The organism is Butyricicoccus sp. OF27-2pH9A, assembly GCF_027693185.1.
GTDB lineage: Bacteria > Bacillota > Clostridia > Oscillospirales > Butyricicoccaceae > Agathobaculum > Agathobaculum butyriciproducens.
In genome coordinates, this window is sequence record NZ_JAQEXK010000022.1 from 1 (window position 1) to 25,158 (window position 25,158).

The following is a 25,158-nucleotide window of genomic DNA, read 5'->3' on the forward strand; positions in this document are numbered from 1 at the left end:
AAGCTTAAATTTGCTGCCATGAATTTGAAAAAACTAGCCACTTGGAAATGGAAACGGAAAAATCCTTCTCCGGGGAAGAGGAGGAGAAGGATTTTTCCGGCCGATTATTTTTCTTGGCTGCTATTTTTTCCTTTTCAAACGAAAAAGCCTGCCTTGGCGTGATCGCTAGGACAGACTTTTTCTACAGGCTGAGCGGCACAGAGAGTTGCTCTGTGCCGCTGTATGCTTTATACATTGTATAAAAACCTTACATGCTATCTGCTCTTTTGCCCTGTCTGAGTGAACGGCAGATGACATACCCTGCCGGAGCAATCATAATCAGAATAAAAATGCTGATCAGTTCATTCACTTCGGATGGCGCAAAGCCCTGCAGCATAGTAATGAGGTTGTTTGCGAAATGCACGAGGATGGGAAACAGCAGGTTCTTTTTCTTCTCGTAAAGGATTCCTGCGGCAATACCCATGAAGGTGGCATAGGCAGCCTGCACGATATTCAGGTGATAAACGCCGAAGAGTACAGATGATATTAGAATCGCGGCCCAAACGGGGATGAATTTCCGCATGGAGCGAAGCACAATGCCGCGGAATAGAATTTCTTCTACAACAGGTGCAGCAATCACCGCAATCATAAATGTTCCAAATGCATTTCCGCCGGCAATATTTTCAGCACCGGCGTTTATTGCCTCAACGCTTTTCTGCAGCGAGGGAAGCTGTTCTGCCAGCATGATCCAAAGACCGGAGATCCCGCAAATGCCAAATCCCACGACCAGACTGCCAAGCACATCTTTAAAATTTGTCGCTGTGCGCGGTTCGCTTATCTCTTTCCTCCAAAGCAGTTTATAGAGCGTAAAGAATACGAGGATAAGAACAGCGTAGATCAAAATCTCGCCCCAATATGAGTGTTTCATAAATTGCTGCGGGGGGATATGAAAAATATCCAAAACGAGCCTTTCCACAAGGAAATATAATAGATTGGATAGCAAAAAATGTAGTGCGATTGCAAGAATGGGAATAGCGAGATATCTTTTTTTCATCATACGGTCAATTTTTTCTCCTGTCTGTATTTTTGAGGGGACTGCAGCAGTATAACAGATTTAACTTAAAGTCTTCGTTAAGGGGCGAAGCCGCAACCTTTCGGAAGCGGCATCGCAAAAGGACACTGTTCATCTTCCCTGTCGAACCTTTTGACCTTCCTCTAAAAGATGTTTTCCTCATAGTTGGTGACATGCTGAATTTGGCATTAGGCTCCTTGCGTTCTGCAAAGCTTTTAGAGTTCAAACAGAAAATACCCACAGCCAAAGCGGCTGTGGGTATGATCAAATCAGATTGTACGAGCTGACGCTGTCCTGCCAATCTCTGCAGACCATAGCCTGCAAAAGCCCAACGCTCCGTGGCGGCCCGGTGTATCCGCACTTTCCGATACACCCGAAATCGGGACTCCTTAACGCATAGAAGGAAGGAGTCTGTCCGCATCCGGCGTTTTGAGAAGAAAATGGCTTTTATGAAAGTCAAGCAGGCCCTCATCCCGCATTTTTCCAAGCTCCAGCGACAGCCCGCTGCGCTCCACGCCGAGATAATCCGCAAGCTGCTGGCGGGAGAATGGAATGTCGAATTCATAGCCACCCCGGCGCTGCGCCTCGGCGGAAAAATAGGACATCAGCTTTGCCCGCGTTGTGCGCTGGCCCATGTGGGTGAGCTTTTCGTTGAGCCGCAGGTTCTTCTCTGCCAGTTCGCCCAGCAGGTTGCGGATGATCCGGCTATGGTGGGAGCAGGCGGAGGGGCACACGCTCAAAACGCGTCTTATATGCAGAAACATCACCGTCACCGTGCTCTCCGCCTCCACGCTCACATTCAGCACCGCCCCCGGCGCACAGGCGAACACCTCCGCAAAGGTCTGCCCCGGCCCGGTCTTGGAAAGGATGTTGCGGTTTCCCCAGATATCCTCCTGCACGATGAGGGCGCTGCCTGCCAGCACAAGCCCCACTTCATCCACCGCGTCTCCGGCGCGGAGCAGGCGGGAGCCTTTGGGAAAGGTGTCGAGCCTTGCGTCAAGGCAGGAGAGCATGGCGGCAAGCTCCTCGTCAGAAATGCCGGAGAAAAGTGCCGCCGTATGAAGTACCGGGAAAAATTCTTTCATAAAAATCCTCTTTCGTTGAAAATTCAACCGACTTGTTGATTTAATTCTATTATAATCAAACCACAAAAGCAAGGGGGTCTTGCGATGAAACGGAGAATCATTGAAATTGATCAAGATAAATGCAACGGCTGCGGCGCCTGCGCCGCAGCCTGCCACGAGGGCGCCATCGCCATGGTGGACGGCAAGGCGCGGCTGATGCGGGACGATTACTGTGACGGGCTGGGGGACTGCCTGCCTACTTGCCCAACCGGGGCCATCACCTTCGTAGAGCGGGAGGCGGCGGCCTATGACGAGCAGGCCGTCATGGAAAATAAGCAGCGGAAAATGCGGAAAGAGGGCATGACCCTGCCCTGCGGCTGCCCCGGCAGCCAGTCCCGGAATATTCAGCGTCAGGACGCGCCCGCCGTGGAAACGCCGCAAGCCCAGCAGATGAGCCGCCTTTCCCAGTGGCCGGTGCAGATCAAACTGGTGCCGGTGAATGCCCCGTATTTTGACGGCGCGCGGCTGCTCATTGCCGCCGACTGCACCGCTTACGCCTACGCCGCCTTTCATGAGCGGTTTATCAAGGGGCACATCACCCTCGTGGGCTGCCCCAAGCTGGACGGCGTGGACTATTCCGAAAAGCTGACGGAGATCATTCGGGAGAATGACATCAAAAGCGTCACCGTCGTGCGCATGGAGGTACCCTGCTGCGGCGGGCTGGAACTGGCGGCGAAAAAGGCGCTCCGGCAGAGTGGGAAGTTCATTCCGTGGCAGGTGGTTACCGTGACAGTGGACGGCCGGCTGGTGGAAGAATAACAAAATCATTAGAAAAAGGAAGGAAGAAGCACAATGAAGTATATATGCAGTCTTTGCGGTTGATAATATGACGAGAGCGCAGGTTATCCAGAGGGCGGCATCGCCCCCGGAACGCCTTGGAGCGAGGTGCCGGAGGATTTTGAGTGCCACCTGTGCAATGTGGGCAAGGAGTTCTTCGAGGAGGCGTGAGCTTCTGATAAAAGGACATAATTTGAACCGAAATAGGAGGAAAACGATAATGGATCATAAAATGTTTTGCTTTCAGTGTGAGCAGACAGCGGGTTGTACCGGCTGTACCGGTAAGGCTGGTGTCTGCGGTAAGACCGCCGATGTAGCGGAACTTCAGGACGAGCTGACGGGCGCGCTTATTGGGCTGGCAAGAGCCACGGACGGCGATACACCGGTCAATGCCGATACATGGCGGCTGATGATCGAGGGACTGTTCACCACCGTCACTAATGTGAACTTCAACGAAAAGACCATTCGCGAGTTGATCGAACAGGTGCACGCGGAAAGGGAACGACTGGCACCAAACTGCTCTGGCTGCGGCTCTCGCTGTGGGCGGAATGATGATTATGATATGAATTTGCTCTGGAACGCGCAGGAGGATATTCGCAGCCTCAAATCTCTCATCCTTTTCGGTGTGCGTGGTATGTCGGCGTATGCCCATCACGCCATGGTACTGGGCTATGCCGACGAGGAAGTAAACCGCTTTTTCGCCAAGGCACTCTTTGCTGTGGGCGAGGACTGGGGCATGGATGCGCTGCTGCCCATCGTCATGGAGGTGGGCGAGAAAAACCTCAAGTGTATGGCGTTGCTGGATAAGGCCAACACCGAAAGCTACGGTACGCCCGCGCCTGCCACTGTCCCGCTGACGGTGGAGAAGGGGCCGTTCATCGTCATCACAGGCCACGACCTCCACGACCTGAAGCTGCTGCTGGAGCAGACCGAAGGTAAAGGCATCAACATCTACACCCATGGCGAAATGCTGCCTGCCCACGGCTATCCTGAACTGAAAAAATATGCCCACCTCAAGGGCAACTTCGGCACGGCGTGGCAGAATCAGCAAAGAGAATTTGCCGACATCCCTGCACCGGTGCTGTTTACCACCAACTGCCTGATGCCGCCGAAAGCAAGCTACGCCGACCGCGTGTTCACCACAGCGGTGGTATCCTACCCGGAAATGACGCACATCGGCGAGGATAAGGACTTCACCCCTGTCATCGAAAAAGCATTGGAGCTTGGCGGCTACCACGAGGACAAGCCGTTCACCGGCATCAACGGCGGCGGCACGGTCATGACCGGTTTCGGACACGGCGCGGTGCTTGGTGTGGCGGATCAGGTGATCGATGCGGTAAAGAGCGGCGCTATCCGGCACTTTTTCCTGGTAGGCGGCTGTGACGGAGCCCGCCCCGGACGGAACTACTATACTGAGTTTGTCAAGCAGACGCCCGCCGACACTGTGGTGCTGACGCTGGCCTGCGGCAAATTCCGCTTCAATGACCTTGATCTCGGAACCATTGGCGGCCTGCCTCGCCTCATGGATGTAGGCCAGTGCAACGACGCTTACGGTGCTGTCAAAATCGCGCTGGCCTTGGCGGATGCCTTTGGCTGCGGGGTCAACGACCTGCCCCTGTCTCTGGTGCTCTCGTGGTATGAGCAGAAGGCAGTGTGTATCCTGCTGACGCTGCTGTATCTGGGCATTAAGAATATCCGCCTTGGCCCCACGCTGCCGGCGTTCGTCTCGCCCAATGTGCTGAACTACCTTGTAGAGAATTTCGGTATTGCTCCCATCACTACGCCGGAAGAGGATCTGAAGGTGCTGCTGAAGCGCTGACAAACCGTAATGCGGCTGCGGAGAGGAACATCTCCGCAGCCGCACTTTATTGAAAGCAATCATGAGCGTTTTTTGGCTCTTTGCTTCGATACTCCTACACACCGCCTGCACCAGATAATGCTTCTCATGGCAGAACACCTGGAGATGTGAGGAAAGTTGCTTGCTGCAAAAGCCGCAACACTTTGTATATCTTAACATAGGTTTTATGATCCGGTGCTATAATAACCTTAGCAAATCGAGCGATCGCCAAAGAAAGGACAGATTAGAACTATGAGATCACGATGGAAAATCACTTTTATTATATGTGTTGTGCTTATTGCCGCCGTACTTGCAGGCTGCGGCGCAGCCGAGCAGCGTCCGGCATTGGAAAAAATTGAATACACGAACCTGAACGACAGTGGTTCGAGGGAGCTTTTGCAGGAGCTGCTCTCCGACGCAGGCGTGTCAGATGGGCGTATTCAGGGCTTTTTCCGCCGTGTGGATCACTTTAATGACATCGTGAAGCAGGAATGGCTTACGGATGGCTTTGAGGAAGCGGAGCTGCTGTATACGAAATACGACCCTTATACCATGCAGGACGAATGGACGGCGAAGAACGGGACGTTTCCGGGCTATAACTGCCGGATCACCGCCATGAACCTGTTTGGGGATTTCCTCTCTGTGAGCGCAGACTCTCAAATCAATTCCAGTGAAGATGTGCTGTTTGTGGACGAGGAGACGCTGAAAACAGATCCCTCTGCGTTGGGCGGAAGCAGCCTTGCAGATTTCCGCGCACTGTATTCCTCCATGAAGGCGGATGATACCACGGAGATCAAGCGTCATGTGCAAACCGTACAAGAGGAATGGGCTTCCCGCGGCGTTGCCTTTCGGGAGAATGAAAGAATCCGTCTCATCACGGTATTCTTCCACGATAAGCCGACCGAGGAGGAATCTCTGCTGTTTGTCGGGCATGTTGGCGTTCTTTTGACGGCAGAGGACGGGACGCTGTACTTTGTAGAAAAGGTTGCCTTTCAGGAGCCGTACCGGATGCTGCGCTTTGCCGACCGAACGGCACTGAGCGATTACCTTATGGGGAAATATGACACCTCATGGGGACAGGATACAGCGAGTCCCTTTATCATGGAGAACGACAAGCTCATGGACGGCTGGCGTCCAAACCCGGATAACAGAAGCTCCGCGCACGGCTAAGGACTGCGTATTGCTGCCAATATAAGAAATCCCCGACCAGAGTCGGGGATTTCTTATATTATCCTCCGCTGAAGCTGTGGAGAAAACCAGATAAAGCACATCAACGCTGCAAAGTGACTTCAAATCATAGAATGTTAATTTGCGTTGCTTGCCGCAACGGCCCTGTTTCTGCTAAACTATACATGAAGTCTTTAGAAGAATCATGCCGGAACGCTTATTTCTCTCTTTTCTGGAATCTGCTTAACTATTTCAGTATATTCTTATTACAAATCTTGCTGAATAAGGCGTAAAGCTATGAAAAAGGAGTGCCCATTCGGGGCGGTCCAATAAAACAGTACAATAATGTTTTCGGGAAGGCGGCATGAGTAATCATGCCGCTTTTCCGTTCATAACGTCATAGAGTAAATTGGCGGGGAGTATGCCGATATAGTTGTAGCTGATCGTCACATCCTGCACTCGGTGTCCGCTGGACTTGTCCGGTGCATGAACATATACGGCATTGACCATATCGTTCAGAATTGTGGGGGTCAGCTTCTCCAAGTACAGGTATTTTTTTGCCTGTCGAATAAACCTATCAACATTCTCCGCTTGATCTTCTTGATTCTGTATTTCGTTTTCAAGCATTTCAATCTTGACTCTCAGGTCTGCCTGCTCCTGCTCATAATCATCAGCTAACATCTGAAAACGAGCTTCGGACAGTTTCCCGTTGACCATGTCCTCATAAATACGCTTGAACAATCTGTCCAATTCAGCCAGACGGTTTTCGGATTTCTGCAGGATTCGCTTCTTGGCAGAAAGTTCTTTCTTTGCTTCCTCGCTTCTCTTTGCACCCAACGCTCTGCGGAACGTATCTTCATAATCGGCAACACACCGTATCACCAACCTCATGTGTTGGAGTGTACCTTCTTCCAGCACCACGGCTCGGATGAAGTGAGTGTCGCAGACCTCCTTGCCCTTTTTACGAGAAGTGGAGCACACGAAGTGATCTTGTCTGGTTTCAAAACTGTTGCTGGTGCAGTAGTACAATTTCTCACCACAATCGGCACAGCGAACGAGACCGGAGAACATATTGGTCTTGCCTGTTCTGGCGGGTCTGCGTTTGTTCTTGCGAAGTTCCTGCACACGAGCGAAGGTTTCTTCGTCAATAATGGCTTCATGGGTATTCTCGAAAATCTTCCATTGATCGGGAGGGTTTTCGAGTTTCTTTTTGCTCTTGTACGATTGCTTGCGGGTTTTGAAGTTAACCATATGACCAAGGTATTCCCGCTTTTCCAGTATGCCGGTGATGGTGCGTGGTGCCCAATCGTAAGGGTTATCAGGTGTCTTTGCAGGAGCATTTCGTCCCATCTTCATCCAATGAACTGTCGGACAATCCACTTTTGCCTCTTTCAGCTTCTTGGCGATCTGAGAGGGACCGAAGCCCTCCATGCACCAAGCGAAGATCTGACGGACAACGGCTGCGGCTTCATCATCCACAATCCAATGTCTCTTTGGATTGTCGGGGTCTTTCATGTAGCCGTAGGGCGGGTTAGTAGTCAAATACTCACCAGATTCACCTTTCTGCTTCATAACCGCTTTGACTTTTTTACTGCTGTCCTTGACATAGAACTCATTGATGATATTCAAGAACGGAGTAAAATCGTTGTCCTGCTGATTGGCGCTGTCCACACCGCTGTTTACGGCGATGAAACGGACATCATGTTCTGGAAAAAGCATTTCCGTGTAAAGACCGACTTCCAGATAGTTTCTTCCGATACGGCTCATATCCTTTGCAATGATAACGCCGATCTTGTCGTCCTTTACCAGTTCAATCATGCGGTTCCAATCTGGGCGGTTGAAGTTAGCACCGGAGTAACCATCGTCCACGAAAAACTGGATGTTTCGGAAACCTTGTTCTTTTGCGTATTTCTTGAGAATCGCCTTTTGATTGACAATGCTGTTGCTCTCTCCTGTGAGTTCATCATCACGACTGAGTCTACAGTAGATCGCAGTAATTTTGTCAGACTGCCTATTCATATCTTGTTCCTCCTTAATCGGCGGGCAGTCTGCCAATACAGGATTGCTTGTATATATCATATCACACATTCGTGAATAAATCCACCCTTTCATTAGAATATTTTTTGAGCATTTTAAATTTTCTTTTGCCATGTGGTCGAGTAACTTACTGGAAAGACTTCTTGTACCGTCGTAACTTCCGCTGAAACGGTAAGTAGTCTGACCGGAGCGGATGGTCATGGTGATCTTCGGCAACTCTGCCGCACAGTAATTACGAACGGTAAGATGCCCATCCTTGTTAAACAAGCGGTTCTCGCTCTGCTCACGGGATGTATGCTCCATTTTGAAATAGGGATCGGGATCGGAGAAGTGCGTACAAAGTGCATCATCCTGCGGTGCGGGCAAGGATGCCAGCCACTCGTTCAGTTCTTCGGGTGTCATGTCAATTGCCTTCTTATTTTTGTTCATATAAAAATCCTTTCTTTGCTTTGCTCGTGGTGAGTGGACAAAACGTCCACTCACCAGATAGGAATGGAATCGAAGGGAAAGAATTATCTTTTCTGTTCCTTCTTGTGTTCAATCTTTCTGCCAAGGGTCTGCTCCAAATTATGACGAATGGCATCAAGACGCTGTGTTTCTTCCTTAGCGGTCTGGTACTGGTTGTAAAGCTCGTTTTTCTCTTTGATAAGCTGCTCCACTTCCGTCTGCAACGCCTTGTGGCTCGGTAGCTTCTTCAAGCCTTTGGAATCAAAGTAGCGTTTGGCAGCGTGCAGAATGATGAAGTCGCTGTCATGCTCGTCACGATATTTCTGACGAGCTTTTTCATTCTTGCAGGCTTTCAGTTCGTCGATTACATATCGAGTCTTGTGATAGTTCAGCACATAATTACGGAACTCTTTCTTTTCTGCGATTGCGGCTTCCACAGATTTCATCTCTGTGCGAATATCACTCAGCTTCTCATGGGCGACATCGCAAGCAGCAGCCAATGCTTCGGGAGAATCAAATCCCATTTCCTTGTACAACAGATAGGCTCGGCTTGCGTTTTTGAGATTGTGTTTCTTTGCCCAATGCTCATAACCCTTACCTTTTTCCTTGGCGACATCCATATCCACCATACGGCTTACAGAGTTTTGCTGTTTGATAAAATCTTGCATGGTCGGTGCAGAATGAATGGGAGGCGTTTTCGTTCTGACCTGTTTTGCATTTCTGTCAAAGACGGCGAGCACAGTAGCTTTATCAAAATCGTCGCCCAGCTTTCGTGCCGTGATAGGCTTTGTGCGGTCTGGTGTGAGGTAGGACAATCTCCCTCGGCTTTCCTTGACGGTGATGCCACGGCGGAGAAGTTTTTCTGCAAAGTCCTCAAAGCTGACAGCATCGGAGAGTGCCATGCGGATTTCTTCACGGAGCTTGTCCTTGTCGGTTTCAAACTTTGTCTGTTTGACCGGCAAGCCTTGTTCGACAAGGACAGCGTTTTCTTCATCCAGTGCAAGTTGTCCTTTCTTCTTCGCCCAATACTCACGCTCGGTCACTCTTGTCTTACTTCCATTCAGCAGATCAATCTGATACAGACCTGCATCGTGGCACATCTCCATGACCTCAGAACGGAAGTATTCCATAGCTGCGTTGGTGCATCGGTGCTTCATGCCCGGTTGGGTGTCGCACGGTCTATCCATATACGGCATGAATGGAACTTCCATAATTCGCAGAGAATTGATAACGATGTGTACATGAACATTGCCGCTGCCGTTGTGCCCGTCGGGATGGGTACAGACAATCGCTTGGTGTCCGGGAAAATGATTTTTACAATATTCCTCGCCTAACTGCTGCGCTCGGTCAACGGTCAGTCCGTGGTCAGGAACATCCTTCGGGTCGAAGCTGATGATATAGTGATGGCTTTTGACATCTTCCCTTTTTTGATTTTTGCCGTAGCGGAGATTTGCACGGAGACAAGCAATCGCAAAATCTTCGTCACCGCAATTCAGTGTTGAAATGCGGTAATCCTGTCTTGGAATGAGTCTGCCGTTTTCATCCAGAGTAGGCTTCATGGTGAACTCATCATGCTCAAAAGTGAGATAGGCTTCGGCGGCAGAGTAATCGGCATTTTTAGAGCTTATATGCTTGAACGTTGCCAACAGCATCACCTACCTTTTTCATCACTTCAAATTTCAGAATGGCGAGATCAGCGACGGCATTTTGCAATTCCTTTGCCATGGCGGGATAGGGACTGTGCCATTCATTGAGGTGTCGGGCAATCTGATTTAGGTTATTACCGATTCTGCCGTACTCAGCAATTAGCTTGCCGACAGCAGCCAACAGATCATCACTGACCAATGTTGCCACGATGGTCGGTTTGATGGTTGCGCCGGAGATGGCTTCACGGATGAACTCCGATTGGTTCATATCGTAAATCTCCAAGCGGCGGAGAAAGTCGGCGTGTTCTTCATCGTCCAGACGGGTTTTTACGATGTGTGTACGTTTCGGTGTGTTGTAGGTTTTGGTCATTCGGTTCCTCCTTCATTTGTGAAAATGGTTGGTCGGCGGATGCCGTCGCTTCTGCGAAAGCAGAACAGATGCAGGGTTTGGGGAAGGCACTCCCCAACAAGATTCCATGAGGGGCAAATTGAGCGATAGGCGAAATTTGGACCCATGGTAGAATCTTGCTCTACGCTACCCAGCCTTTTCGTTTTCGCCGATTTTTCAGGTTTACGCATTTGGCACTGAACGGTGTTTTGGAAAAATGACAAAACAAAAAGAGCCGATTACACAAAACATCAGAAATCGGCGGGAGCATAGCTCTCGCTTCAAAGTGATGTTCTATGTAATCGGCTCTGAAAAATCAAAGTCGAGTTCTGCTTTGTACAGCTCCCGCCGGCAGAACCAAAGGCATGGTGGAGCAGTTCGGCACTTCCGGTGTACCGATACCGTGTCGGACAAATCCGACTTTCACAAAATGTGTTTGAACATTCTTATTCAGTTTTTATGTGTGGACAAACTTCCACGACATCATTATACAAATAGCGACACCGATTGTCAATATTTGCACAGGAGATGTTTGGTATCGTAATTGCAACTTTTTTATGAACAGGGGCGGCAGCACTTTTTGCTGTCGCCCCCTTGATTACCATACAGCGGAGACGGGAGAACTTGTCAACGTCGGGCGAAGCCCGTTCATCTCGACCGTTGACATGGGCGCTCGGCTTTGCTATGTAGTAATGAAACAAGGCGACCAACTTTTTACGGTTGATCGCCTTTGGCTTAGCTATTCAGTTAATTGTTTTTTGAAACCAATTCTTTTGTTGCTGCGATCTTTCGATCACTATAAAGTACAACTTCCTTGATTGCCAGTTTCTTGATGGCAGATATGAAAATCTCCATAAACGTAAAATCAATTTTGCCATCTTTTTCGGGCAATTTAATATCTTTATTTTTTACAACATTCCAGCCACCAAGCTTGTTCTTGTAGGAATAAATAGGAAGGTCGGTTACTTTGTTAATGCACATGACCATGAACAGATATTGATTCGGGGAGAGTTCAACTTTTCCGGATTTCCAGCGAATAGCATAAGCATCGGATAAAACAGTAAAATCTCTTGTCTGATAATATGCTCTGTAGACATCACTATTAGAAGGAATAGAAATCACATTGTTCAAGACAGTTGCTCCGGCTTTGGGTGCATAATAGTTCAATCCTTGATTTCGGAAACTTGATGTGAGACAAGGAAGAACATAATCATCAGTGGGCTGCTTGGGTAATTCCTTCGCCTTGTACGGTAATTTTTTTGTTGCTATTTTTTCAAAAAGATTACCTACGGTATATGTACCCCAATTATCATCGTCGAGCTCAGTAAATCTTTGAAGAGCGTTAAGCTCTTCAGCCGACAATTCATAATTGTCGTATCCGCTTACTGTCAAGTAAGCGGATAGCTCAGCTACCCGCTGAGCTTCCAGCTCAGCTACCCGCTGAGCTTCCAGCTCAGCTACAAACGATTCCATAAAGTCAAAGTCGATTTCACCATTATGAGTAGGCAATTGTATTTTTGTGGATAGGAAAACTTTATCAACATCACGAACAAGAACCGATAAGAATCTTGGCTTTTGTTTATTCAACAACGTGGAGAAAAACAAGATTGAAGATTCTCTTATCGCAATTTTAGGTGTGATTTTTCTAACAAACTGCCCAGCGTACCAAGGTTTTTTTCGATAAAAGAAATCCATCTGTAATAATCCTAAACTCCAAGTGCCAGCAGGATTTATGTTCTCTTCGTTCACAAAATCTGTAGTTTGAAGAATTCCTTGGTTTAATGAGGTTCTTGTTACATAATCGTATTCTTTTCCCGAAACAAGTTTATCTGTATTGAAACTCAAGGTGTTTTCAATTTTAAACAAATCTCCAAGCGTATATTCGCCCCACTTAACCGCTTGTAATTTTTCATTAAGTGAGGCTTCTATTTTCCCAGGCGGTCATCCTCCGCAGGCTGATTTTTCAGAAGTGTTGATACTTCCCAAGCGAGATAATCACTTACTGTCTTTTTGAAATCATCCAAAGTTGGTTTTGTGTCGATCGGAGCGGTTTGATTCCAGTCACTTCCGTTATCTGGATCAATATGCCCCTCGTAGTATTCTTTTTCTGTAAGAATACTGAGCTTCGTTTTTCCGAAACGAACCAAATCAACAACTTCCTGATAGCGTTCTTTTGCCCTGTCTGTATCAAATAAGTTTTTGCTTGCCTTTTTGCGATCGGAGCGGGTATATCCATCGTTAGAAAAATCAATGAATTTTACAACATCATCCTTTTGGTGAGCCTCTCCAACACGGAATACATATATGTTAGTCAACACACTGGATTTTCCGATAAACAAATCTATTGGCATTTTGATGCTTGCAAGAAGTGTGCTGTGCTCCAAAATACGCTTATTGTATTCCGCTGCTTTGCCGGAGCCTGCGGAATTTTGAATGATAATGGCAGCATATCCCTTTTCCATCATGGAAAGAGCTTTCTCCACAAAAATCATTCCATTACCCTCCGCAGAGTAAGGCGGATTCAAAATAAATGCATCCGCCGGGAACTTCTCATCAGTTTTGCCAAAGCCATAATGACCGTCAAATTTCAAAGAGTCCTTGTTCAAAATATTGGAGCTACCGTCGCCCATCATAATCATGTTGAGGACAGCAAGCATATAAACATTGGACAGAATTTCCAGACCCAATAACTGGTTTGCTTTAATTTCCGCTGACTTGCGTGCCAATTTTTCGGGCGACTTAATTATCTTCTTGGCATCAGCCAACATTTCATTCATGGCGGCTACCAGCAGACCCGCCGAGCCAGTGGCAAAGTCCCAAACAAAAGAGTCCTTGTTTACTCTTGCGAGGCGGCACAGAAGTGTCGCAACATAGGGCGGTGTTAAAACCACATCGTTGAGCTGATCCTGCGTAAAGCCAAGCCATGAATACATTTCATTGAATAGCTTTCCGGTAAAATCTGTGTTTAAGCCTATTTTGTAGTAAACGCCAAGGTCATCGACGATCTTGATAAAGACTCGTTTCAACTGGCTTTCGCCATCTTCCGCTCTGTTGATGTTGTCGATAGTCAGCGTATTTTGCAGAGTTCGCACAATCAGGTCTTTCTTATCTTTGGGGAGCTTTTTGGCATCCAGGAAGGACTCGATTTTGCGAATCATAATATCGCCGTCTGTATTATTTCTTTCGTTGGACGACTTCAAATCAGCCTTGGCAAGCGGATATACATTGTTTTCCACATCGCCAAGGGTAGCCATAATAGAAGCAACAACAAGATAAACACGGTCATTCTCACTCAGACCCTTTTCGCTTTTGAAAATATCATTATTCAGCTTAACAAGGCTTGCAGTAATTTCCTGTTCTCTGCGTTCCTTTAGTTTTTCAATTTCTTCCTGGGGGAGCGATAATTGTTTAACCTTCTCGATAAATGCAGAGAAGTGCTCTTTTTTCAAGAAGGAGAGATCGGTATATTCATCTACCTTTTGACCAACACCAAAATTGCTCTTGGCAACATAGTAAACGCCGATTAAATGCTTAAGATTTCCGCTCGCATCCTTATAGCCCGTAACACCAATGGCAATAACATCAGTATAACTTGTGTAGTGCAGAACTGCATTAGAATAGTGAACTGCACCGTTTACCGCATAAGAGTTGATATTTGTATAATCAGGTTGGTTCTTTGCGTTTCTGTTTGCAACATTTCCTTCAGTATCCAGCTTTACAAGCTTATCTTTGTATCCTTTGTATTCAATCAAAATCGGATAGTATTTCCCATCATCGGCTCGCAGCAGTAGCTTCGCATCAGGTCGATTGCCACCCTTGCCGCCATTCTTGGAAAAATAATCATTCAAGGCTTGGTCGATTTCTGTGTTCAAGGACTCCTGCTCCAATTTGTAATCCACTTTATATGATTTGAGCCATCCATTCACTAAATCGGCGATATTCGGCTCTACCGACTTAACAGTTGCTTTTGATGCCATCGTTATTTCTCCTCATCTGTAAATTCTAAGATATCATCAACTCCGCAATTTAGAGTTTTGCAAATCTTCTCAATGCTATCAAGCGAAATATAATTGTCACGCTTGATACGGGTAATGATATTGGCACTAAACCCCGCTTTCTCCATCAGCTCGGCATTCGTCATACCTTTGTCGATTAGCAGGTGAAATAATTTTTTGTAGGATACAGCCATAGCGATTCCCTCCTTACATTGAAAATTATTGTATCACGAAATCGTGAGGAAATCAACAAAATGATACATTAGTAGTTGTTGAATGCTTCACATATATGCTATAATAAAATCACTCATTGGGTAATTTATAAATGATATTCTGCGTTATTGACGTACTTTCAGTATGTATACTGCGTTTGCGAATAGAAAGAAGGAAGATTATGAGCATTTATCCTTGGATAGAGAAAATTGATTTTCAGAAATTTGCAATGCCGCTTGTTGTTAAAAGAGATAATGAATATTACCCTGGAATAGTCGAAAAACTTGCTGACCTTGTTTTTGAATTAGAAAGATGCGGAGCTTCCGATAAAATTGTCCTTGCCGTTAAAGAATACCGTAAAAAGATTATTTCATCTATCATTCTGTACTATCAGGGAGATCTGGTTGATGCACAACTTATCGTGAACGAAATGCTTGATGAGTTTAATGATGCAGCTCCGGCAATTACGGATATTAACAGTAGTATTGCGTTCCCTGGCGGGGGACCAGATTATTCTGAGGTACAGTTTTTCCGAGCAAGATTGTCTGAGAATGTTGTTGAGTTCTCGTCAGAAGATATGCTGCATATTCCTTTCAACAAGCGTCACATTGTCAAAAGTGAACGATTTAGTATACCGGGATTGCCTTGTTTGTATTTGGGCAATTCATCTTACGCTTGTTGGGTGGAGATGGGATGTCCAGCGGATCATCGTTTCAATGTCGCACCTATTCTTTTGGATAATACCCAAAAAGTATTAAACTTGACTGTTTCGATAAGCACCTTATATGCATTTAACGAAAGTGAAAATACTTTGAGTGAGTCAGAAAATGAGAATTATGTTATTAGTCTCTTGAAACTTTTTGTACTGACTCTTTGTACTTCGTATAAAGTTGAGGAAACAAATCGTAATTTTAAGTCTGAGTACATCTTGCCACAGATGCTTATGCTTGCCTGCAAGAGAAGAAAACTGGATGGTATAACCTATTACTCAAAACAAATACCAAGTGAATTGCTCGCCTGCAATGTTGGTGTAAATTTAGTTTTGTTTGCAAAATATAATGGAGAAGAAAGTCTCTCTGAGATATGCCAACACTTAGAAGTAGGCACATCATTCAATTTTGCCTTGTTCAAACAATTACTGCCTTGCCAACTCTATAAAACATATGAGCTTAGAGCTTTATCGACTCCTTACATAAACAATGTAGGAACGAAAAACCACTTCTTCCCGTACACCGAAACGCAGTTCTTTGAATTTGATAAGTACTTGTTTGCCAATTGGCACCGTGATTGGACGATTCCTACTCTCTAAAATAAGTGTAGAATTAAAGCGGGACTTGCACCCCATTGGAGCGCAAGTCCCGCTTGCAATATTCGGTTATTCTTCCATGACCTCTAACATCATTCGTGCGCCCAGCTTAAAGCTGTTCTGGAAGATTAGACAATCCGTGATGGTTTGATATTCTCGCACACAGTCTGCGTACTTCTCGAATAAATCTTTCTGTTCGTCTGTCATGGTTGCTTGGAGTTTTTCTTCATTCCTGCAAATCAGCTCCAACAGTTTCTTGTATTCTTTGCAAGAGGATGTGTCATACTCGGTTGGCTCGATGTTGCCGTACCAAAATTCTTCAAGGATTCTCATACGGCATCCTCCTCGTAGATCATTTCACGAAGGACGATTTCCTCAGCTCGGCTGCGTATGCTGTTCATAGCTCTAACCCATGTCATCTGATTGTGCTGCTTCATGCCCTCTGTCACGCCCTCAGATGCCTTCATCTGCTCGATGATAAGTTCAAGGCGGCTCTGTGCCTGCTCGTTCAAATCAGCCAGATAAGTCCACACTTCACCGCTAAGACACAGATCATTGAAGCGGATGAGGTTGTGCTCCTTGATATAATCTCTGTGCATACGCCCCCAACGACCAATAGGTCTGGTTTCCTTCGGTAAGCGAATATCGGGAATATAGTAATCACCGCAACGAATATAGTTCAGTTCCTGCATCATATGTACCTCCAATAAGATTCAAACATTCTGTTAAAGATAGAAAAAGGCGATATCTGGTTATAAAAACCAAGTATCGCCAATTTTTCTTGTCGCACTCCTGTACGGCAGCTACCCTATGTCAGTAATGTTCTCGTACTGTCTTATTGGAAACTACCATTGGGGCACTCCTTTGCTCTGTTGGAACAGTGCGAAGCTGTCATTTTAAGTCTGCTTCTTTATCATAAAGCATTGGCATTCAGTTTTTTAAATTCCACATAGGCTACGGCAAAGGCACAGACCTGCCGTGTGCAGCCGGGGATGGTATCCTTGAGATAGAAATGTGGTTATTTTTCTCTAAAGAGTGAAACAGAGTTTAATAGAATGGATATCCCTACACACACCCACAGAGCCTTGCTCATGGTTGGCATGATATCCATCAAGCCTCCCCAATCTTCATTTAGCACACGCATCGCTCCGTCTGAATAAAACGAACATACGGTCAAGGCAGTGAAAGATAAGGCTGCGAATCTAAACCATTTTTCATTCTTGTTTTTAAAAGAGTAAATCAGATTGAATCCTGTAAAAATGATCGCAGAAATTCCGAAAAACAGCCACATATATATGATCTCCTTAATCTAACATGCCCTGCGCTCTTTTGAGGAAAGGCTCACAATCGTATCGCTTACGGACAGGAACTGCCGTTGAGAGGATCGTTTGCAGCCCTTTACCGATTCTCCGCCAGATATTCCTCCGCGTAGTGGACAGCCACCGCGCCGTCTGATACGGCGGTGACCACCTGCCGCAGCGCCTTGGTGCGCACGTCGCCCACGGCAAACACGCCGAGAAGATTCGTGCGGGTGGATTCGTCTGCCACGATATAGCCGGACTTGTCCAGCGCCAGCTCATTTCGGAACAGCTCCGTGGCCGGAGCGCGTCCCACGCTGACGAACACGCCGTCACAGGCAAGCTCCTGCTCCGCGCCGGTGTTGACGTCTTTTAGCCGAAGCCCCGTCAGGCGGCTTTCGTGCAGCAGCGCGGAAACGGTGCTGTTCCAGCGGAATTCCACGTTGGGCGCGTTCATCAGCGGCTCATGATAGACCTTCGTCGCCCGCAGGCTGTCCCGGCGGTGGATGAGATAGACCTTCTTTGCAATGCGGGACAGGGCGAGAGCGTCCGCCGCGGCGGAGTTGCCGCCGCCCACCACCGCCACGGTCTTGCCCCGATAGGGCGCGCCGTCGCAGGCGGCGCAGTAGTGGACGCCTTTGCCGATAAGCGTATCCTCGCCGGGAACGCCCAGGGGACGGGGCGACGCGCCGGTGGCGATGACCACCGTTCGGCCCTGAAAGACGCCCTCGCTGGTTTCCAGCGTCTTGATCTCCCCGGAAAGGCTTGCTTTGTACACCTCTGCCAGCTCCGTCACCGCGCCGAAGCGCTCCGCGCTTTGCTGCATTTTTTCGCCCAGCGTAAAGCCGTCGATGCCGTCCTCAAAGCCGGGGTAGTTATCGATCTGCTCCGTCAGTGCCATCTGCCCGCCGGCGGAGAGCTTTTCCAGCACCAGCGTGGAAAGTCCGGCACGGGCGGCATACAGGGCGGCGGTGTATCCGGCGGGGCCTCCGCCGATGACGATCATATCATAGATCTGCTCCATAATCGTGTCCTCACTGCGCCAGCGTTTCCTTGATAAACGCCTCAATGGCCGCCTTGGAGGCGGGAGCAACAACAGAGCCGAGAACCTCGCCGTCCTTGAAGAGCATCAGCGTGGGGATGGTGTCGATGCCGAAGCGCTCGATGAGCTGCGGCTCCTCGTCGTAGTTGATCTTGCCGGAGATAAGCGTGTCGGCATACTGCTCACCCACCTTGTCAAAGGCTGGAGCAATGCGGCGGCAGTAGGGGCACCACTGCGCCCAGAAATCCACCAGCACGGGCTTGTCCGCGCGGAGAACGTCGTTTTCAAAGCTGTTGGTCGTAATGGTAAGCATCGTATATCCTCCTATTTCTGTGTAAAAAGCTGTGTTTCAATATCTGTGATCGTAATGTGCGAGAGATAGGCGGCGCATTCCTCGTTCATGTTCCGATACAGCGTGTCCATGACGCCCGCCATGCCGGAGCAGATGGCGCAGTCCCGGTCGATGTCGCCGCTGTGCCACGCACAGTCCACAAAGCGGGTATTTACCGCCTCCGCCACTTGCCGCAGTGTCAGCGTCGCCGGGTCTGCCGTCAGGCGGTAGCCGCCATCCAAGCCCTCCCGGGTCTCCACCATTCCTGCCTTTTTCAGCCCCGCCAGCACCCGGCGGACGCGGGTGGGGTTGGTGCAGATGTTCTCCGCCAGCGCTTCGCTGCTGAGAGAGCGTCCGCTGTGGCTCAGGCAGACCAGCGCGTGGACTGCCAGATTAAAGGAGCTGTTCACAATTATCCCTCCTTCACAAGCTCGTAGGGCCAGTCGATGACGCCTCCGAAGTCGTAGACGTTCTGATAGCCCAGCGATAGCAGTTTTTCCGCGGCATCCTTGCTGCGGCGGCCGCTGCGGCAGTAGATCAGCAGCGTGGCTTCCTTGTCGGGCAGCGCCTCGGGCATTTCGCTCCCGATGCTCTCGTTGGGCACAAGGACGGCGTTTTCAATATGCCCGCCGTCGTATTCCTCTCGGGTGCGAACGTCCACCACCACGACCTCCTGCGAGGCCATCATCTCATAGGCTTCCTCGGCGCTGATTTTATGATACGCCGCCTTCTCTGCCACGTCCTCCGTATCCTTTTTTGTTTTGGACAGCGTGCAGCCAGCCAGCAGTGCCAGCAAAGCGGCAAGTGCCGCAAAAAGTAATATCTGACGCATAGATTCACCTCCGAAATAACTGTATCTGTTTTGATAACAGTTTATACTGTAACTATATCAGACACAGTTTGGGCTGTCAAGAGTTACTCGCAAAAAATGACAAAACATATCCTGATAGACGGGAAAAAGCAAGATCGGCAGTCCGGTGCAGGGAAATCTATTACTGCGGCAACGACATGTCAACGCAGTTCTTCACGGCAAGCGTGGAAGAGGAGCTGCTGCTGAATACCGGATTGACGGAAGAAAACAAGAGCCATGCAAGGAACCAGCTCAAAGAGTTTTGGCTTTACGAGTACAGGGATGCGCATCCGTCCGCCCTGTCCGGCGGGCAGAAGCAGCGCCTTGCCATCGCCTGCGCCATCTTTTCCGGCCGCAGGATATTGATTCTTGATGAGCCCACCAGCGGCCTTGACGGGCAGAATATGCGCCTGATCGCGGAAAGGCTGAAAAGCGAAGCGCGGAACGGCAGAACCATTCTTGTGATTACCCACGACAGGAAACTGATCGAAAGCTGCTGCGATAATGTTGCGGAGGTTGAAAAACGATCATCATGAAACCGCCAAGAGTCGCTATGGGATATCCGCGCCGGAGGGATCGCTTTCTGTCCTTGCCGGCAGCTCGACCGCGATGGTCGTGCCCTTGTCCGAGCTTTCCTCCACCCAAACGGAACTGCCGTGGAGATCGGCGATCTCCCACACCAGAGAAAGCCCCAGTCCCGCGCCGCCTGCCGCAGATTGCTCATCTCCAGCAGCGTCCTGGTCATCTGCGTCAGCCGCTCCGTCTGCTCGCGCAGGAGGGTGAGAAACTCCGCAGTCTCCGGTCGCACATCGGGATGCTCCGCGGAAAACAGCTCCAACTGTGCCTGCATTAGTGCCAGTGGCGTGCGCAGCTTGTGGGCGGCGTTGCCGGTGAACTGCCGCTGGGCGGAAAAGGCGTTGTTCAGCCGCTCCAGCATTTGGTTGAACGAGCGGCTTAGCTGCCGGAACTCCGAAATAGCGTCTTCATCGATCTACATATTGGTAAGATTGTTCAGCTGCACCTGCTCCACCTGCGAGGGAAAGCTGCGCAGGAGCTTGAGAGCGCGTCCGCTGACGAAATAGGCGAGGATGCCGCTGAGCAGCGTTATCGCCGCCGTGATGTACCAGTTGGTGGTGCGGAAGCGCCCCTGCACCCCATCGACGACGATGAGCAGGACGGACATCGGCGTGATGCGCCACTGCAGGGAAAGACGCTTCATGCTTCCTCGCCTCCCATCAGATAGCCCTCGCCGATGCGGTTGCGGATGGGGTCATAGCCCAGCACGGCGCGGAGCTTTTTGCGCAGGGCGGAGATGTGGACGCGAATGGAATTGCTGAAGCTGTCCACGCTATTGTCCCAAACGTGATCCATCAGCTCCTCCTGACTTACTGGACTTCCTTGATGCACCATCAGGTATCCCAGGATTCCCGTTTCCTTGCGAGTCAGCGTCAGCGTCTGCCCGTTGACGGCGGCGGTACGGGAGCGGGTGTCAAAGGTCAGGCCTCCGCAGCTTAGCGGCACATCCTGCTGGGTGAACTGCCGCAATGTCAGGCTGCGGATGCGGACCTCCAGCTCCGCCAAGTGGATGGGCTTCGCCAGATAGTCGTTCGCCCCGGGCGCGTTCATCTTCAATTACTAAAAGGTGCATGAGAGCCCTACTTTTTATTACTTCGTTTTTGTGTTGCTTTCCTTATAGAAAAAACAGATAAGAGTTGCCTTAAGTGTTCGTTCTTAACAGAGACTTTAACTCTCCCGCGCTATAATGGGGGTAGAAAATCGGAAAGGGTGATGAAAAATGAGCTGCGGGAAAAAGGCCGCGGCGCAGATCGTGCTGCTGATGGCCGGAGCCGTCATGCTGTGCTTTGGTGTCTGGCGGGGCGAGGCGGCGACAGTGCTGAGCAAAGCAATCCAATTATGTCTGGAGTGTGTGGGCATTGGGTAAAAAGTTTTCAGGCGTTTCACAGACCATGTCCCGCTTCCGGGGCTGGATTCAGGCGGGGGCGACGCTGCTGACCAACCTGCATCTGCCGAATTTCCTCAAGGGCAGACTGTATCAGGGGGCAGGGAAGACCGTCTGCGTGCCGGGGCTGAACTGCTACTCCTGTCCGGCGGCCTCCGGAGCCTGTCCCATCGGGGCGTTTCAGGCGGTGGTGGGCTCGTCCAAGTTCAGCTTCTCCTACTATATCACAGGCTTTCTCATTTTGCTGGGAGTCCTGCTGGGACGCTTTATCTGCGGCTTTCTATGCCCCTTCGGCTGGTTTCAGGAGCTGCTGCATAAAATCCCGACAAAGAAGCTCTCCACAAAGAAGCTCAGGCCCCTGACATACCTGAAATACGCTGTCCTGCTGGTGATGGTCATTCTCCTGCCGGCGTTCCTTGTGAATGATGTTGGCATGGGAGACCCGTTCTTCTGCAAATACCTCTGCCCCCAAGGCGTGCTGGAGGGAGCCATTCCGCTGTCCCTTGCCAATTCCGGCATCCGGGCGGCGCTGGGCAAGCTGTTTACATGGAAATTCAGCATCCTGCTGTCGGTGATTGCGCTGAGTGTACTGTTCTACCGACCGTTCTGCAAGTGGCTCTGCCCGCTTGGCGCATTCTACGCGCTGTTCAACCGGGTGTCCCTCTTCCAGATGAAGGTGGATAAGAATAAGTGCGTCTCCTGCGGGAAATGCGCCAGAGCCTGCAAGATGGATGTGGATGTGACGAAAACGTCCAACCATACCGAGTGCATCCGCTGCGGGATGTGCATCCGCGCCTGCCCGACGAACGCCGTGAGCTTCCGCTACGGCTTCGGCAATGGGAAAGAAACAACAAAGAAAATAACGATGGAGGAATCAAAATGAACAGAAAGAGAATTTTTACACTGGCTTTTGCCGTGCTGATGTTGCTGGCCTTGGCGGCCTGCGGTACGAAGAACAATGACAAGATGGGCGACATGAGCGGCAACGGCTCTGCCATGACTGGCGAAGCGAAAAATGCCGGGGAAGCGCTCGCCATGCACAAGGAACTCATGGCACAGGAGAACGCGCTCCTGTCGGAAAAAACCGAGCTCTGGGAGAAGGTGTTCATGGCGGCCGATAAGGGCATGACCATGCAGGAGGACGGCAAAAACTACGGCGACTTCCTGCTCAAGACCATCGAGGACGCCAAGGAAGAGTTCAGCGATGAGGAGTATGAGTGGCTGAAGGAGTCAGCCACGGAGATCAGCAATATTGAAAACAAGCTGACCGAGTTGGAAGAGAAGTATCCCGATATCATGCAGAAATCCATGGACGGCGATATGAGCATGCCTGCGGGCAGCGACACGAGCAACCCTCCCGACGATGGCAGTATGCAGAAATTCCCCGTCTTTGATGGCAAGGACCTGGATGGCAACACGGTGAAGAGCGACGAGCTGTTCTCCGCCAACGCCGTCACCGTGGTGAATTTCTGGTTCACCACCTGCAATCCCTGCGTGGGTGAGCTTGGCGAGCTGGACGCGCTGAACAAGGAACTGGCGGAGAAGGGCGGCTCCCTCATCGGCGTCAACACCTTCACGCTGGACGGCGACGAGAAGGCCATTGCCGAGGCGAAGGATGTGCTTGCCAAGAAGGGCGCCACCTATCAGAATGTGTATTTTGACTCCGACGGTGAGGCGGGAAAGTTTACCACCAACATCTTTGCCTATCCCACCACCTATGTGGTCGACCGCAGCGGCAACATCGTGGGTGAACCCATCGTAGGCGCCATCACGGAAAAGAAGCAGTCGGAGACGCTGCAAAAACTCATCGACCAGGCTCTTGCCGCCGATATGGGCTGACAAACGAGTTTATCTTCTCAGAAAGGAGGGATACACCATGTATCGGAGAGTATTGCCGCTTCTGCTCACCGCAGTGCTGCTGCTAGGCGGCTGCGCCGCCGGGAAGCAGACTGTGCCGAAGGAAAAGAGCGGACAGGAAGCAAACATGGACGGCCCGGCTTTTGACCGGTCTGACGAGGAGATCACCTATATGGATACCACAGACAATGTCATCTATCTGGCGGGCGGCTGCTTCTGGGGCATGGAACAGCTGATGCAGTCCATCCCTGGCGTCATCGACGCCGAGAGCGGCTACGCCAACGGCACCTGCGAGGCGGACGCCGATTACAAGACCGTCTGCAAGGGAGAGACCGGCTTTCGGGAGACCGTGCGGGTGGAATACGACCCCGAGCAGGTGAGCCTCGACGCGCTGCTGATGGCGTACTTCTATGTCATCGACCCCACGGTACAAAACCGGCAGGGCAACGACCGGGGCAGCCAGTACCAGACCGGTGTCTACTTCACCAACGAAAGCGCGAGAGAAACGGTGAAGCGCATCGCGGAGATCGAGCGCGGCCGCAGCGAGAAATTCTTCGTGGAGATCGGCCCGCTCAAAAACTACTATCCCGCCGAGGAATATCACCAGAACTACCTCGAAAAGAATCCGGACGGCTACTGCCACATCCCACGCGAGGAGATGGAGCTTTTTTCACGGCTGCGCATCGACCCGGGCGACTATCAGAAGCCCGCGGCGGAGTCCATCCGGGACAAGCTGACGGCGGAGCAGTACCGTGTTACGCAGGAGAGCGGCACGGAGCGTGCCTTCACGGGCGAGTTCTGGGACAAGTTTGAAAAGGGCATCTATGTGGATGTCGTCACCGGCGAGCCGCTCTTTTCCTCCACGGATAAGTACGAAAGCGGCTGCGGCTGGCCGGCTTTCACAAAGCCCATTGAAGAGCCTGCCGTGGTGGAACTGGAGGACCTGAGCCACGGCAGGCGCCGCACGGAGGTCAGAAGCCGCGCCGGAAACTCCCACCTCGGCCACGTGTTCACCGGCGATCCGGAGTCCCCCAATGGCGTGCGCTACTGCATCAACAGTGCGGCTCTGCGCTTCGTCCCCTATGAAAAAATGGAGGCCGAGGGCTACGGATATCTGCTGCATCTGTTTGAAAAATAGGATGCAAGCGGTCGACAATTCTTATGCAAAGTACCATCAGCACATCACAGCATATCGGACTGCCGCCGGGCAGTCCGATATGCTGTGAATGGATTTTCCGGCACTCTCAATGTTGATCTTATGCCATCTGGAAACAAAACCTTCAACCTGATTGGCCTAAAAATGCCGAGCGATAAGGATATACAGCCTGTCGAAAAAGGTCACCTACGGGTGGCCTTTTTCTGGTAAAATGGTTCAAAAAATGGTATAATAAGTACGAGTGATAAACGTGCTAACGAATGGGTATTAAAGGCAGCTGCGGACGAGGGATATTTGGACACAGAAGCCATATTTGTAGACGGTACGCACATAAAGGCAAGTGCAAATCTGAACAAGCAGGCCCGCAAAGCTGTACCCAAAGAAGCAAAGCGCTATGCACACGAATTGTTTGATGAGATAGACAAGGACAGAGAAGCGCACGGAAAGAAGCCCTTCGACGAAAACAACAACGGGAATGATTCTGGCAGTGGAGATAACTCCGGTGAATCGGAAATGGTAGAAAAGACTGTTTCTACTACAGACCCGGAATGCGGCGTATTCCACAAGGGCGAACACAAGAAAGTCTTTGCCTATGAAGCGCACACCGCTTGTGACAAACACAACTTTATTTTAGGTGTACAGTTACGCCAGGAAATATTCACGACAGCGTAGCATT

27 protein-coding genes and 3 pseudogenes are annotated in these 25,158 nt (G+C 49.9%); 11 read left to right on the forward strand and 19 right to left on the reverse strand.

Going from position 1 to position 25,158, the window contains the following annotated elements; genetic code table 11:
- Positions 1-247: 247 nt before the first annotated feature.
- Both PG722_RS12635 and PG722_RS12640 read right to left on the reverse strand, forming a co-directional pair.
- Complete coding sequence (locus PG722_RS12635; protein WP_270580734.1) at positions 248-1,036, reverse strand: CPBP family intramembrane glutamic endopeptidase; 789 nt, start codon at positions 1,034-1,036, stop codon at positions 248-250.
- A gap of 404 nt (positions 1,037-1,440) precedes the next feature.
- A complete protein-coding gene (locus tag PG722_RS12640; RefSeq protein WP_270580735.1) occupies positions 1,441-2,136 on the reverse strand; it encodes a Crp/Fnr family transcriptional regulator in 696 nt (231 codons plus the stop codon).
- 84 nt (positions 2,137-2,220) lie between these two features.
- On the opposite strand from PG722_RS12640, the gene PG722_RS12645 reads away from it, so the two are divergent.
- The 4 genes and pseudogenes from PG722_RS12645 to PG722_RS12660 all read left to right on the forward strand — a co-directional run bounded on the left by PG722_RS12645 (position 2,221) and on the right by PG722_RS12660 (position 5,959).
- Complete coding sequence (locus tag PG722_RS12645; protein ID WP_270580736.1) at positions 2,221-2,934, forward strand: ATP-binding protein; 714 nt, start codon at positions 2,221-2,223, stop codon at positions 2,932-2,934.
- A 78-nt stretch (positions 2,935-3,012) separates the two neighbouring features.
- Positions 3,013-3,123, forward strand: a pseudogene (locus PG722_RS12650) (rubredoxin); the annotation flags it as partial.
- A gap of 49 nt (positions 3,124-3,172) precedes the next feature.
- Positions 3,173-4,771 carry a hydroxylamine reductase gene (gene hcp / locus PG722_RS12655; RefSeq protein ID WP_270580737.1) on the forward strand — a complete coding sequence of 533 codons (1,599 nt, stop codon included), beginning with the start codon at positions 3,173-3,175 and terminating at the stop codon, positions 4,769-4,771.
- Between the two features lie 270 nt (positions 4,772-5,041).
- A complete protein-coding gene (locus PG722_RS12660) occupies positions 5,042-5,959 on the forward strand; it encodes a DUF4300 family protein (RefSeq protein WP_270580738.1) in 918 nt (305 codons plus the stop codon).
- A gap of 369 nt (positions 5,960-6,328) precedes the next feature.
- Here the strand turns inward: PG722_RS12660 and PG722_RS12665 are convergent, their stop codons facing one another.
- The 6 genes from PG722_RS12665 to PG722_RS12690 all read right to left on the reverse strand — a co-directional run bounded on the left by PG722_RS12665 (position 6,329) and on the right by PG722_RS12690 (position 14,663).
- Positions 6,329-8,422 carry a recombinase family protein gene (locus PG722_RS12665; RefSeq protein WP_270580739.1) on the reverse strand — a complete coding sequence of 698 codons (2,094 nt, stop codon included), beginning with the start codon at positions 8,420-8,422 and terminating at the stop codon, positions 6,329-6,331.
- Between the two features lie 83 nt (positions 8,423-8,505).
- Positions 8,506-10,086, reverse strand: a complete 1,581-nt coding sequence (locus PG722_RS12670) for a relaxase/mobilization nuclease domain-containing protein (RefSeq protein ID WP_270580740.1) — start codon at positions 10,084-10,086, stop codon at positions 8,506-8,508.
- Entirely contained in the window at positions 10,058-10,456 is a 399-nt protein-coding gene (locus tag PG722_RS12675; protein WP_270580741.1) for a plasmid mobilization protein, read from the reverse strand. The genes PG722_RS12670 and PG722_RS12675 overlap by 29 nt, the downstream gene beginning before the upstream one ends.
- 765 nt (positions 10,457-11,221) lie before the next feature.
- Positions 11,222-12,403, reverse strand: a complete 1,182-nt coding sequence (locus PG722_RS12680; RefSeq protein ID WP_270580754.1) for a restriction endonuclease subunit S — start codon at positions 12,401-12,403, stop codon at positions 11,222-11,224.
- A complete protein-coding gene (locus PG722_RS12685) occupies positions 12,400-14,451 on the reverse strand; it encodes an N-6 DNA methylase (protein ID WP_270580742.1) in 2,052 nt (683 codons plus the stop codon). Before PG722_RS12685 ends, PG722_RS12680 begins: the two co-directional genes overlap by 4 nt.
- A 2-nt stretch (positions 14,452-14,453) precedes the next feature.
- Complete coding sequence (locus PG722_RS12690; RefSeq protein ID WP_270580743.1) at positions 14,454-14,663, reverse strand: helix-turn-helix domain-containing protein; 210 nt, start codon at positions 14,661-14,663, stop codon at positions 14,454-14,456.
- 200 nt (positions 14,664-14,863) lie between these two features.
- On the opposite strand from PG722_RS12690, the gene PG722_RS12695 reads away from it, so the two are divergent.
- A complete protein-coding gene (locus tag PG722_RS12695) occupies positions 14,864-15,991 on the forward strand; it encodes a hypothetical protein (protein WP_270580744.1) in 1,128 nt (375 codons plus the stop codon).
- Between the two features lie 66 nt (positions 15,992-16,057).
- Here the strand turns inward: PG722_RS12695 and PG722_RS12700 are convergent, their stop codons facing one another.
- From PG722_RS12700 to PG722_RS12730, 7 genes are all read right to left on the reverse strand, one after another.
- A complete protein-coding gene (locus PG722_RS12700; protein WP_270580745.1) occupies positions 16,058-16,321 on the reverse strand; it encodes a DUF6809 family protein in 264 nt (87 codons plus the stop codon).
- Complete coding sequence (locus tag PG722_RS12705) at positions 16,318-16,683, reverse strand: TnpV protein (protein ID WP_270580746.1); 366 nt, start codon at positions 16,681-16,683, stop codon at positions 16,318-16,320. Before PG722_RS12705 ends, PG722_RS12700 begins: the two co-directional genes overlap by 4 nt.
- A 323-nt stretch (positions 16,684-17,006) precedes the next feature.
- The gene (locus PG722_RS12710; RefSeq protein WP_118480771.1) at positions 17,007-17,279 is read right to left on the reverse strand and encodes a hypothetical protein; all 273 of its coding nucleotides are present in this window, start codon (positions 17,277-17,279) and stop codon (positions 17,007-17,009) included.
- 107 nt (positions 17,280-17,386) lie between these two features.
- Positions 17,387-18,310 carry a thioredoxin-disulfide reductase gene (gene trxB, locus PG722_RS12715; RefSeq protein WP_270580755.1) on the reverse strand — a complete coding sequence of 308 codons (924 nt, stop codon included), beginning with the start codon at positions 18,308-18,310 and terminating at the stop codon, positions 17,387-17,389.
- A gap of 10 nt (positions 18,311-18,320) precedes the next feature.
- Complete coding sequence (gene trxA, locus PG722_RS12720) at positions 18,321-18,641, reverse strand: thioredoxin (RefSeq protein ID WP_270580747.1); 321 nt, start codon at positions 18,639-18,641, stop codon at positions 18,321-18,323.
- Between the two features lie 11 nt (positions 18,642-18,652).
- Positions 18,653-19,069, reverse strand: coding sequence for an RrF2 family transcriptional regulator (locus tag PG722_RS12725; RefSeq protein ID WP_118761891.1), 417 nt, complete (start codon positions 19,067-19,069; stop codon positions 18,653-18,655).
- Positions 19,070-19,071: 2 nt separating this feature from the next.
- Positions 19,072-19,491: a rhodanese-like domain-containing protein gene (locus PG722_RS12730; protein ID WP_270580748.1), complete on the reverse strand. Its 420-nt coding sequence runs from the start codon at positions 19,489-19,491 to the stop codon at positions 19,072-19,074.
- 176 nt (positions 19,492-19,667) lie between these two features.
- Here PG722_RS12730 and PG722_RS12735 point away from each other — a divergent pair, with 176 nt between their 5' ends.
- Positions 19,668-20,045: an ATP-binding cassette domain-containing protein gene (locus PG722_RS12735; RefSeq protein ID WP_270580749.1), complete on the forward strand. Its 378-nt coding sequence runs from the start codon at positions 19,668-19,670 to the stop codon at positions 20,043-20,045.
- A gap of 15 nt (positions 20,046-20,060) precedes the next feature.
- On the opposite strand, the gene PG722_RS14245 is transcribed toward PG722_RS12735, so the two are convergent.
- The 4 genes and pseudogenes from PG722_RS14245 to PG722_RS12745 all read right to left on the reverse strand — a co-directional run.
- Complete coding sequence (locus PG722_RS14245; RefSeq protein WP_442867848.1) at positions 20,061-20,189, reverse strand: hypothetical protein; 129 nt, start codon at positions 20,187-20,189, stop codon at positions 20,061-20,063.
- Positions 20,190-20,278: 89 nt separating this feature from the next.
- Positions 20,279-20,446 (reverse strand): annotated as a pseudogene (locus tag PG722_RS14250) (histidine kinase dimerization/phospho-acceptor domain-containing protein); the annotation flags it as partial.
- 54 nt (positions 20,447-20,500) lie between these two features.
- Positions 20,501-20,728 (reverse strand): hypothetical protein, encoded by a 228-nt coding sequence (locus PG722_RS14255; RefSeq protein WP_442867849.1) that lies wholly within the window; start codon positions 20,726-20,728, stop codon positions 20,501-20,503.
- A pseudogene (locus PG722_RS12745) lies at positions 20,725-21,123 on the reverse strand (response regulator transcription factor); the annotation flags it as partial. The pseudogene PG722_RS12745 and the gene PG722_RS14255, both read right to left, overlap by 4 nt.
- A 181-nt stretch (positions 21,124-21,304) precedes the next feature.
- Between PG722_RS12745 and PG722_RS12750 the strand changes: the two are divergent.
- The 5 genes from PG722_RS12750 (at position 21,305) to PG722_RS12770 (ending at position 25,154) form a co-directional block, all read left to right on the forward strand.
- Positions 21,305-21,451 (forward strand): CD1871A family CXXC motif-containing protein, encoded by a 147-nt coding sequence (locus PG722_RS12750; RefSeq protein ID WP_270580750.1) that lies wholly within the window; start codon positions 21,305-21,307, stop codon positions 21,449-21,451.
- A gap of 25 nt (positions 21,452-21,476) precedes the next feature.
- On the forward strand, positions 21,477-22,352 hold the full coding sequence (locus tag PG722_RS12755) for a 4Fe-4S binding protein (RefSeq protein WP_270580756.1): 876 nt from the start codon (positions 21,477-21,479) through the stop codon (positions 22,350-22,352).
- Positions 22,349-23,308: a TlpA disulfide reductase family protein gene (locus PG722_RS12760; RefSeq protein ID WP_270580751.1), complete on the forward strand. Its 960-nt coding sequence runs from the start codon at positions 22,349-22,351 to the stop codon at positions 23,306-23,308. Before PG722_RS12755 ends, PG722_RS12760 begins: the two co-directional genes overlap by 4 nt.
- A gap of 190 nt (positions 23,309-23,498) precedes the next feature.
- Positions 23,499-24,464, forward strand: coding sequence for a peptide-methionine (R)-S-oxide reductase MsrB (gene msrB / locus PG722_RS12765; RefSeq protein WP_442867850.1), 966 nt, complete (start codon positions 23,499-23,501; stop codon positions 24,462-24,464).
- Positions 24,465-24,776: 312 nt separating this feature from the next.
- A complete protein-coding gene (locus PG722_RS12770; protein WP_270580753.1) occupies positions 24,777-25,154 on the forward strand; it encodes a hypothetical protein in 378 nt (125 codons plus the stop codon).
- Positions 25,155-25,158 lie beyond the last annotated feature (4 nt).

Bases quoted from the DNA above. Each gene is read 5' to 3' on its own strand.
- PG722_RS12710 (WP_118480771.1), bottom strand. From the start codon at position 17,279: ATGTGGCTGTTTTTCGGAATTTCTGCGATCATTTTTACAGGATTCAAT.
- PG722_RS12660 (WP_270580738.1), top strand. From the start codon at position 5,042: ATGAGATCACGATGGAAAATCACTTTTATTATATGTGTTGTGCTTATT.
- PG722_RS12685 (WP_270580742.1), bottom strand. From the start codon at position 14,451: ATGGCATCAAAAGCAACTGTTAAGTCGGTAGAGCCGAATATCGCCGAT.
- PG722_RS12690 (WP_270580743.1), bottom strand. From the start codon at position 14,663: ATGGCTGTATCCTACAAAAAATTATTTCACCTGCTAATCGACAAAGGT.
- PG722_RS12645 (WP_270580736.1), top strand. From the start codon at position 2,221: ATGAAACGGAGAATCATTGAAATTGATCAAGATAAATGCAACGGCTGC.
- PG722_RS12635 (WP_270580734.1), bottom strand. From the start codon at position 1,036: ATGATGAAAAAAAGATATCTCGCTATTCCCATTCTTGCAATCGCACTA.
- PG722_RS12760 (WP_270580751.1), top strand. From the start codon at position 22,349: ATGAACAGAAAGAGAATTTTTACACTGGCTTTTGCCGTGCTGATGTTG.
- PG722_RS12640 (WP_270580735.1), bottom strand. From the start codon at position 2,136: ATGAAAGAATTTTTCCCGGTACTTCATACGGCGGCACTTTTCTCCGGC.
- PG722_RS12735 (WP_270580749.1), top strand. From the start codon at position 19,668: ATGTCAACGCAGTTCTTCACGGCAAGCGTGGAAGAGGAGCTGCTGCTG.
- PG722_RS12755 (WP_270580756.1), top strand. From the start codon at position 21,477: ATGTCCCGCTTCCGGGGCTGGATTCAGGCGGGGGCGACGCTGCTGACC.
- PG722_RS14255 (WP_442867849.1), bottom strand. From the start codon at position 20,728: ATGAAGCGTCTTTCCCTGCAGTGGCGCATCACGCCGATGTCCGTCCTG.
- PG722_RS12730 (WP_270580748.1), bottom strand. From the start codon at position 19,491: ATGCGTCAGATATTACTTTTTGCGGCACTTGCCGCTTTGCTGGCACTG.
- hcp (WP_270580737.1), top strand. From the start codon at position 3,173: ATGGATCATAAAATGTTTTGCTTTCAGTGTGAGCAGACAGCGGGTTGT.
- PG722_RS12675 (WP_270580741.1), bottom strand. From the start codon at position 10,456: ATGACCAAAACCTACAACACACCGAAACGTACACACATCGTAAAAACC.
- PG722_RS12750 (WP_270580750.1), top strand. From the start codon at position 21,305: ATGAGCTGCGGGAAAAAGGCCGCGGCGCAGATCGTGCTGCTGATGGCC.
- PG722_RS12665 (WP_270580739.1), bottom strand. From the start codon at position 8,422: ATGAACAAAAATAAGAAGGCAATTGACATGACACCCGAAGAACTGAAC.
- trxB (WP_270580755.1), bottom strand. From the start codon at position 18,310: ATGGAGCAGATCTATGATATGATCGTCATCGGCGGAGGCCCCGCCGGA.
- trxA (WP_270580747.1), bottom strand. From the start codon at position 18,641: ATGCTTACCATTACGACCAACAGCTTTGAAAACGACGTTCTCCGCGCG.
- PG722_RS12700 (WP_270580745.1), bottom strand. From the start codon at position 16,321: ATGAGAATCCTTGAAGAATTTTGGTACGGCAACATCGAGCCAACCGAG.
- PG722_RS12705 (WP_270580746.1), bottom strand. From the start codon at position 16,683: ATGATGCAGGAACTGAACTATATTCGTTGCGGTGATTACTATATTCCC.
- PG722_RS12695 (WP_270580744.1), top strand. From the start codon at position 14,864: ATGAGCATTTATCCTTGGATAGAGAAAATTGATTTTCAGAAATTTGCA.
- msrB (WP_442867850.1), top strand. From the start codon at position 23,499: ATGGATACCACAGACAATGTCATCTATCTGGCGGGCGGCTGCTTCTGG.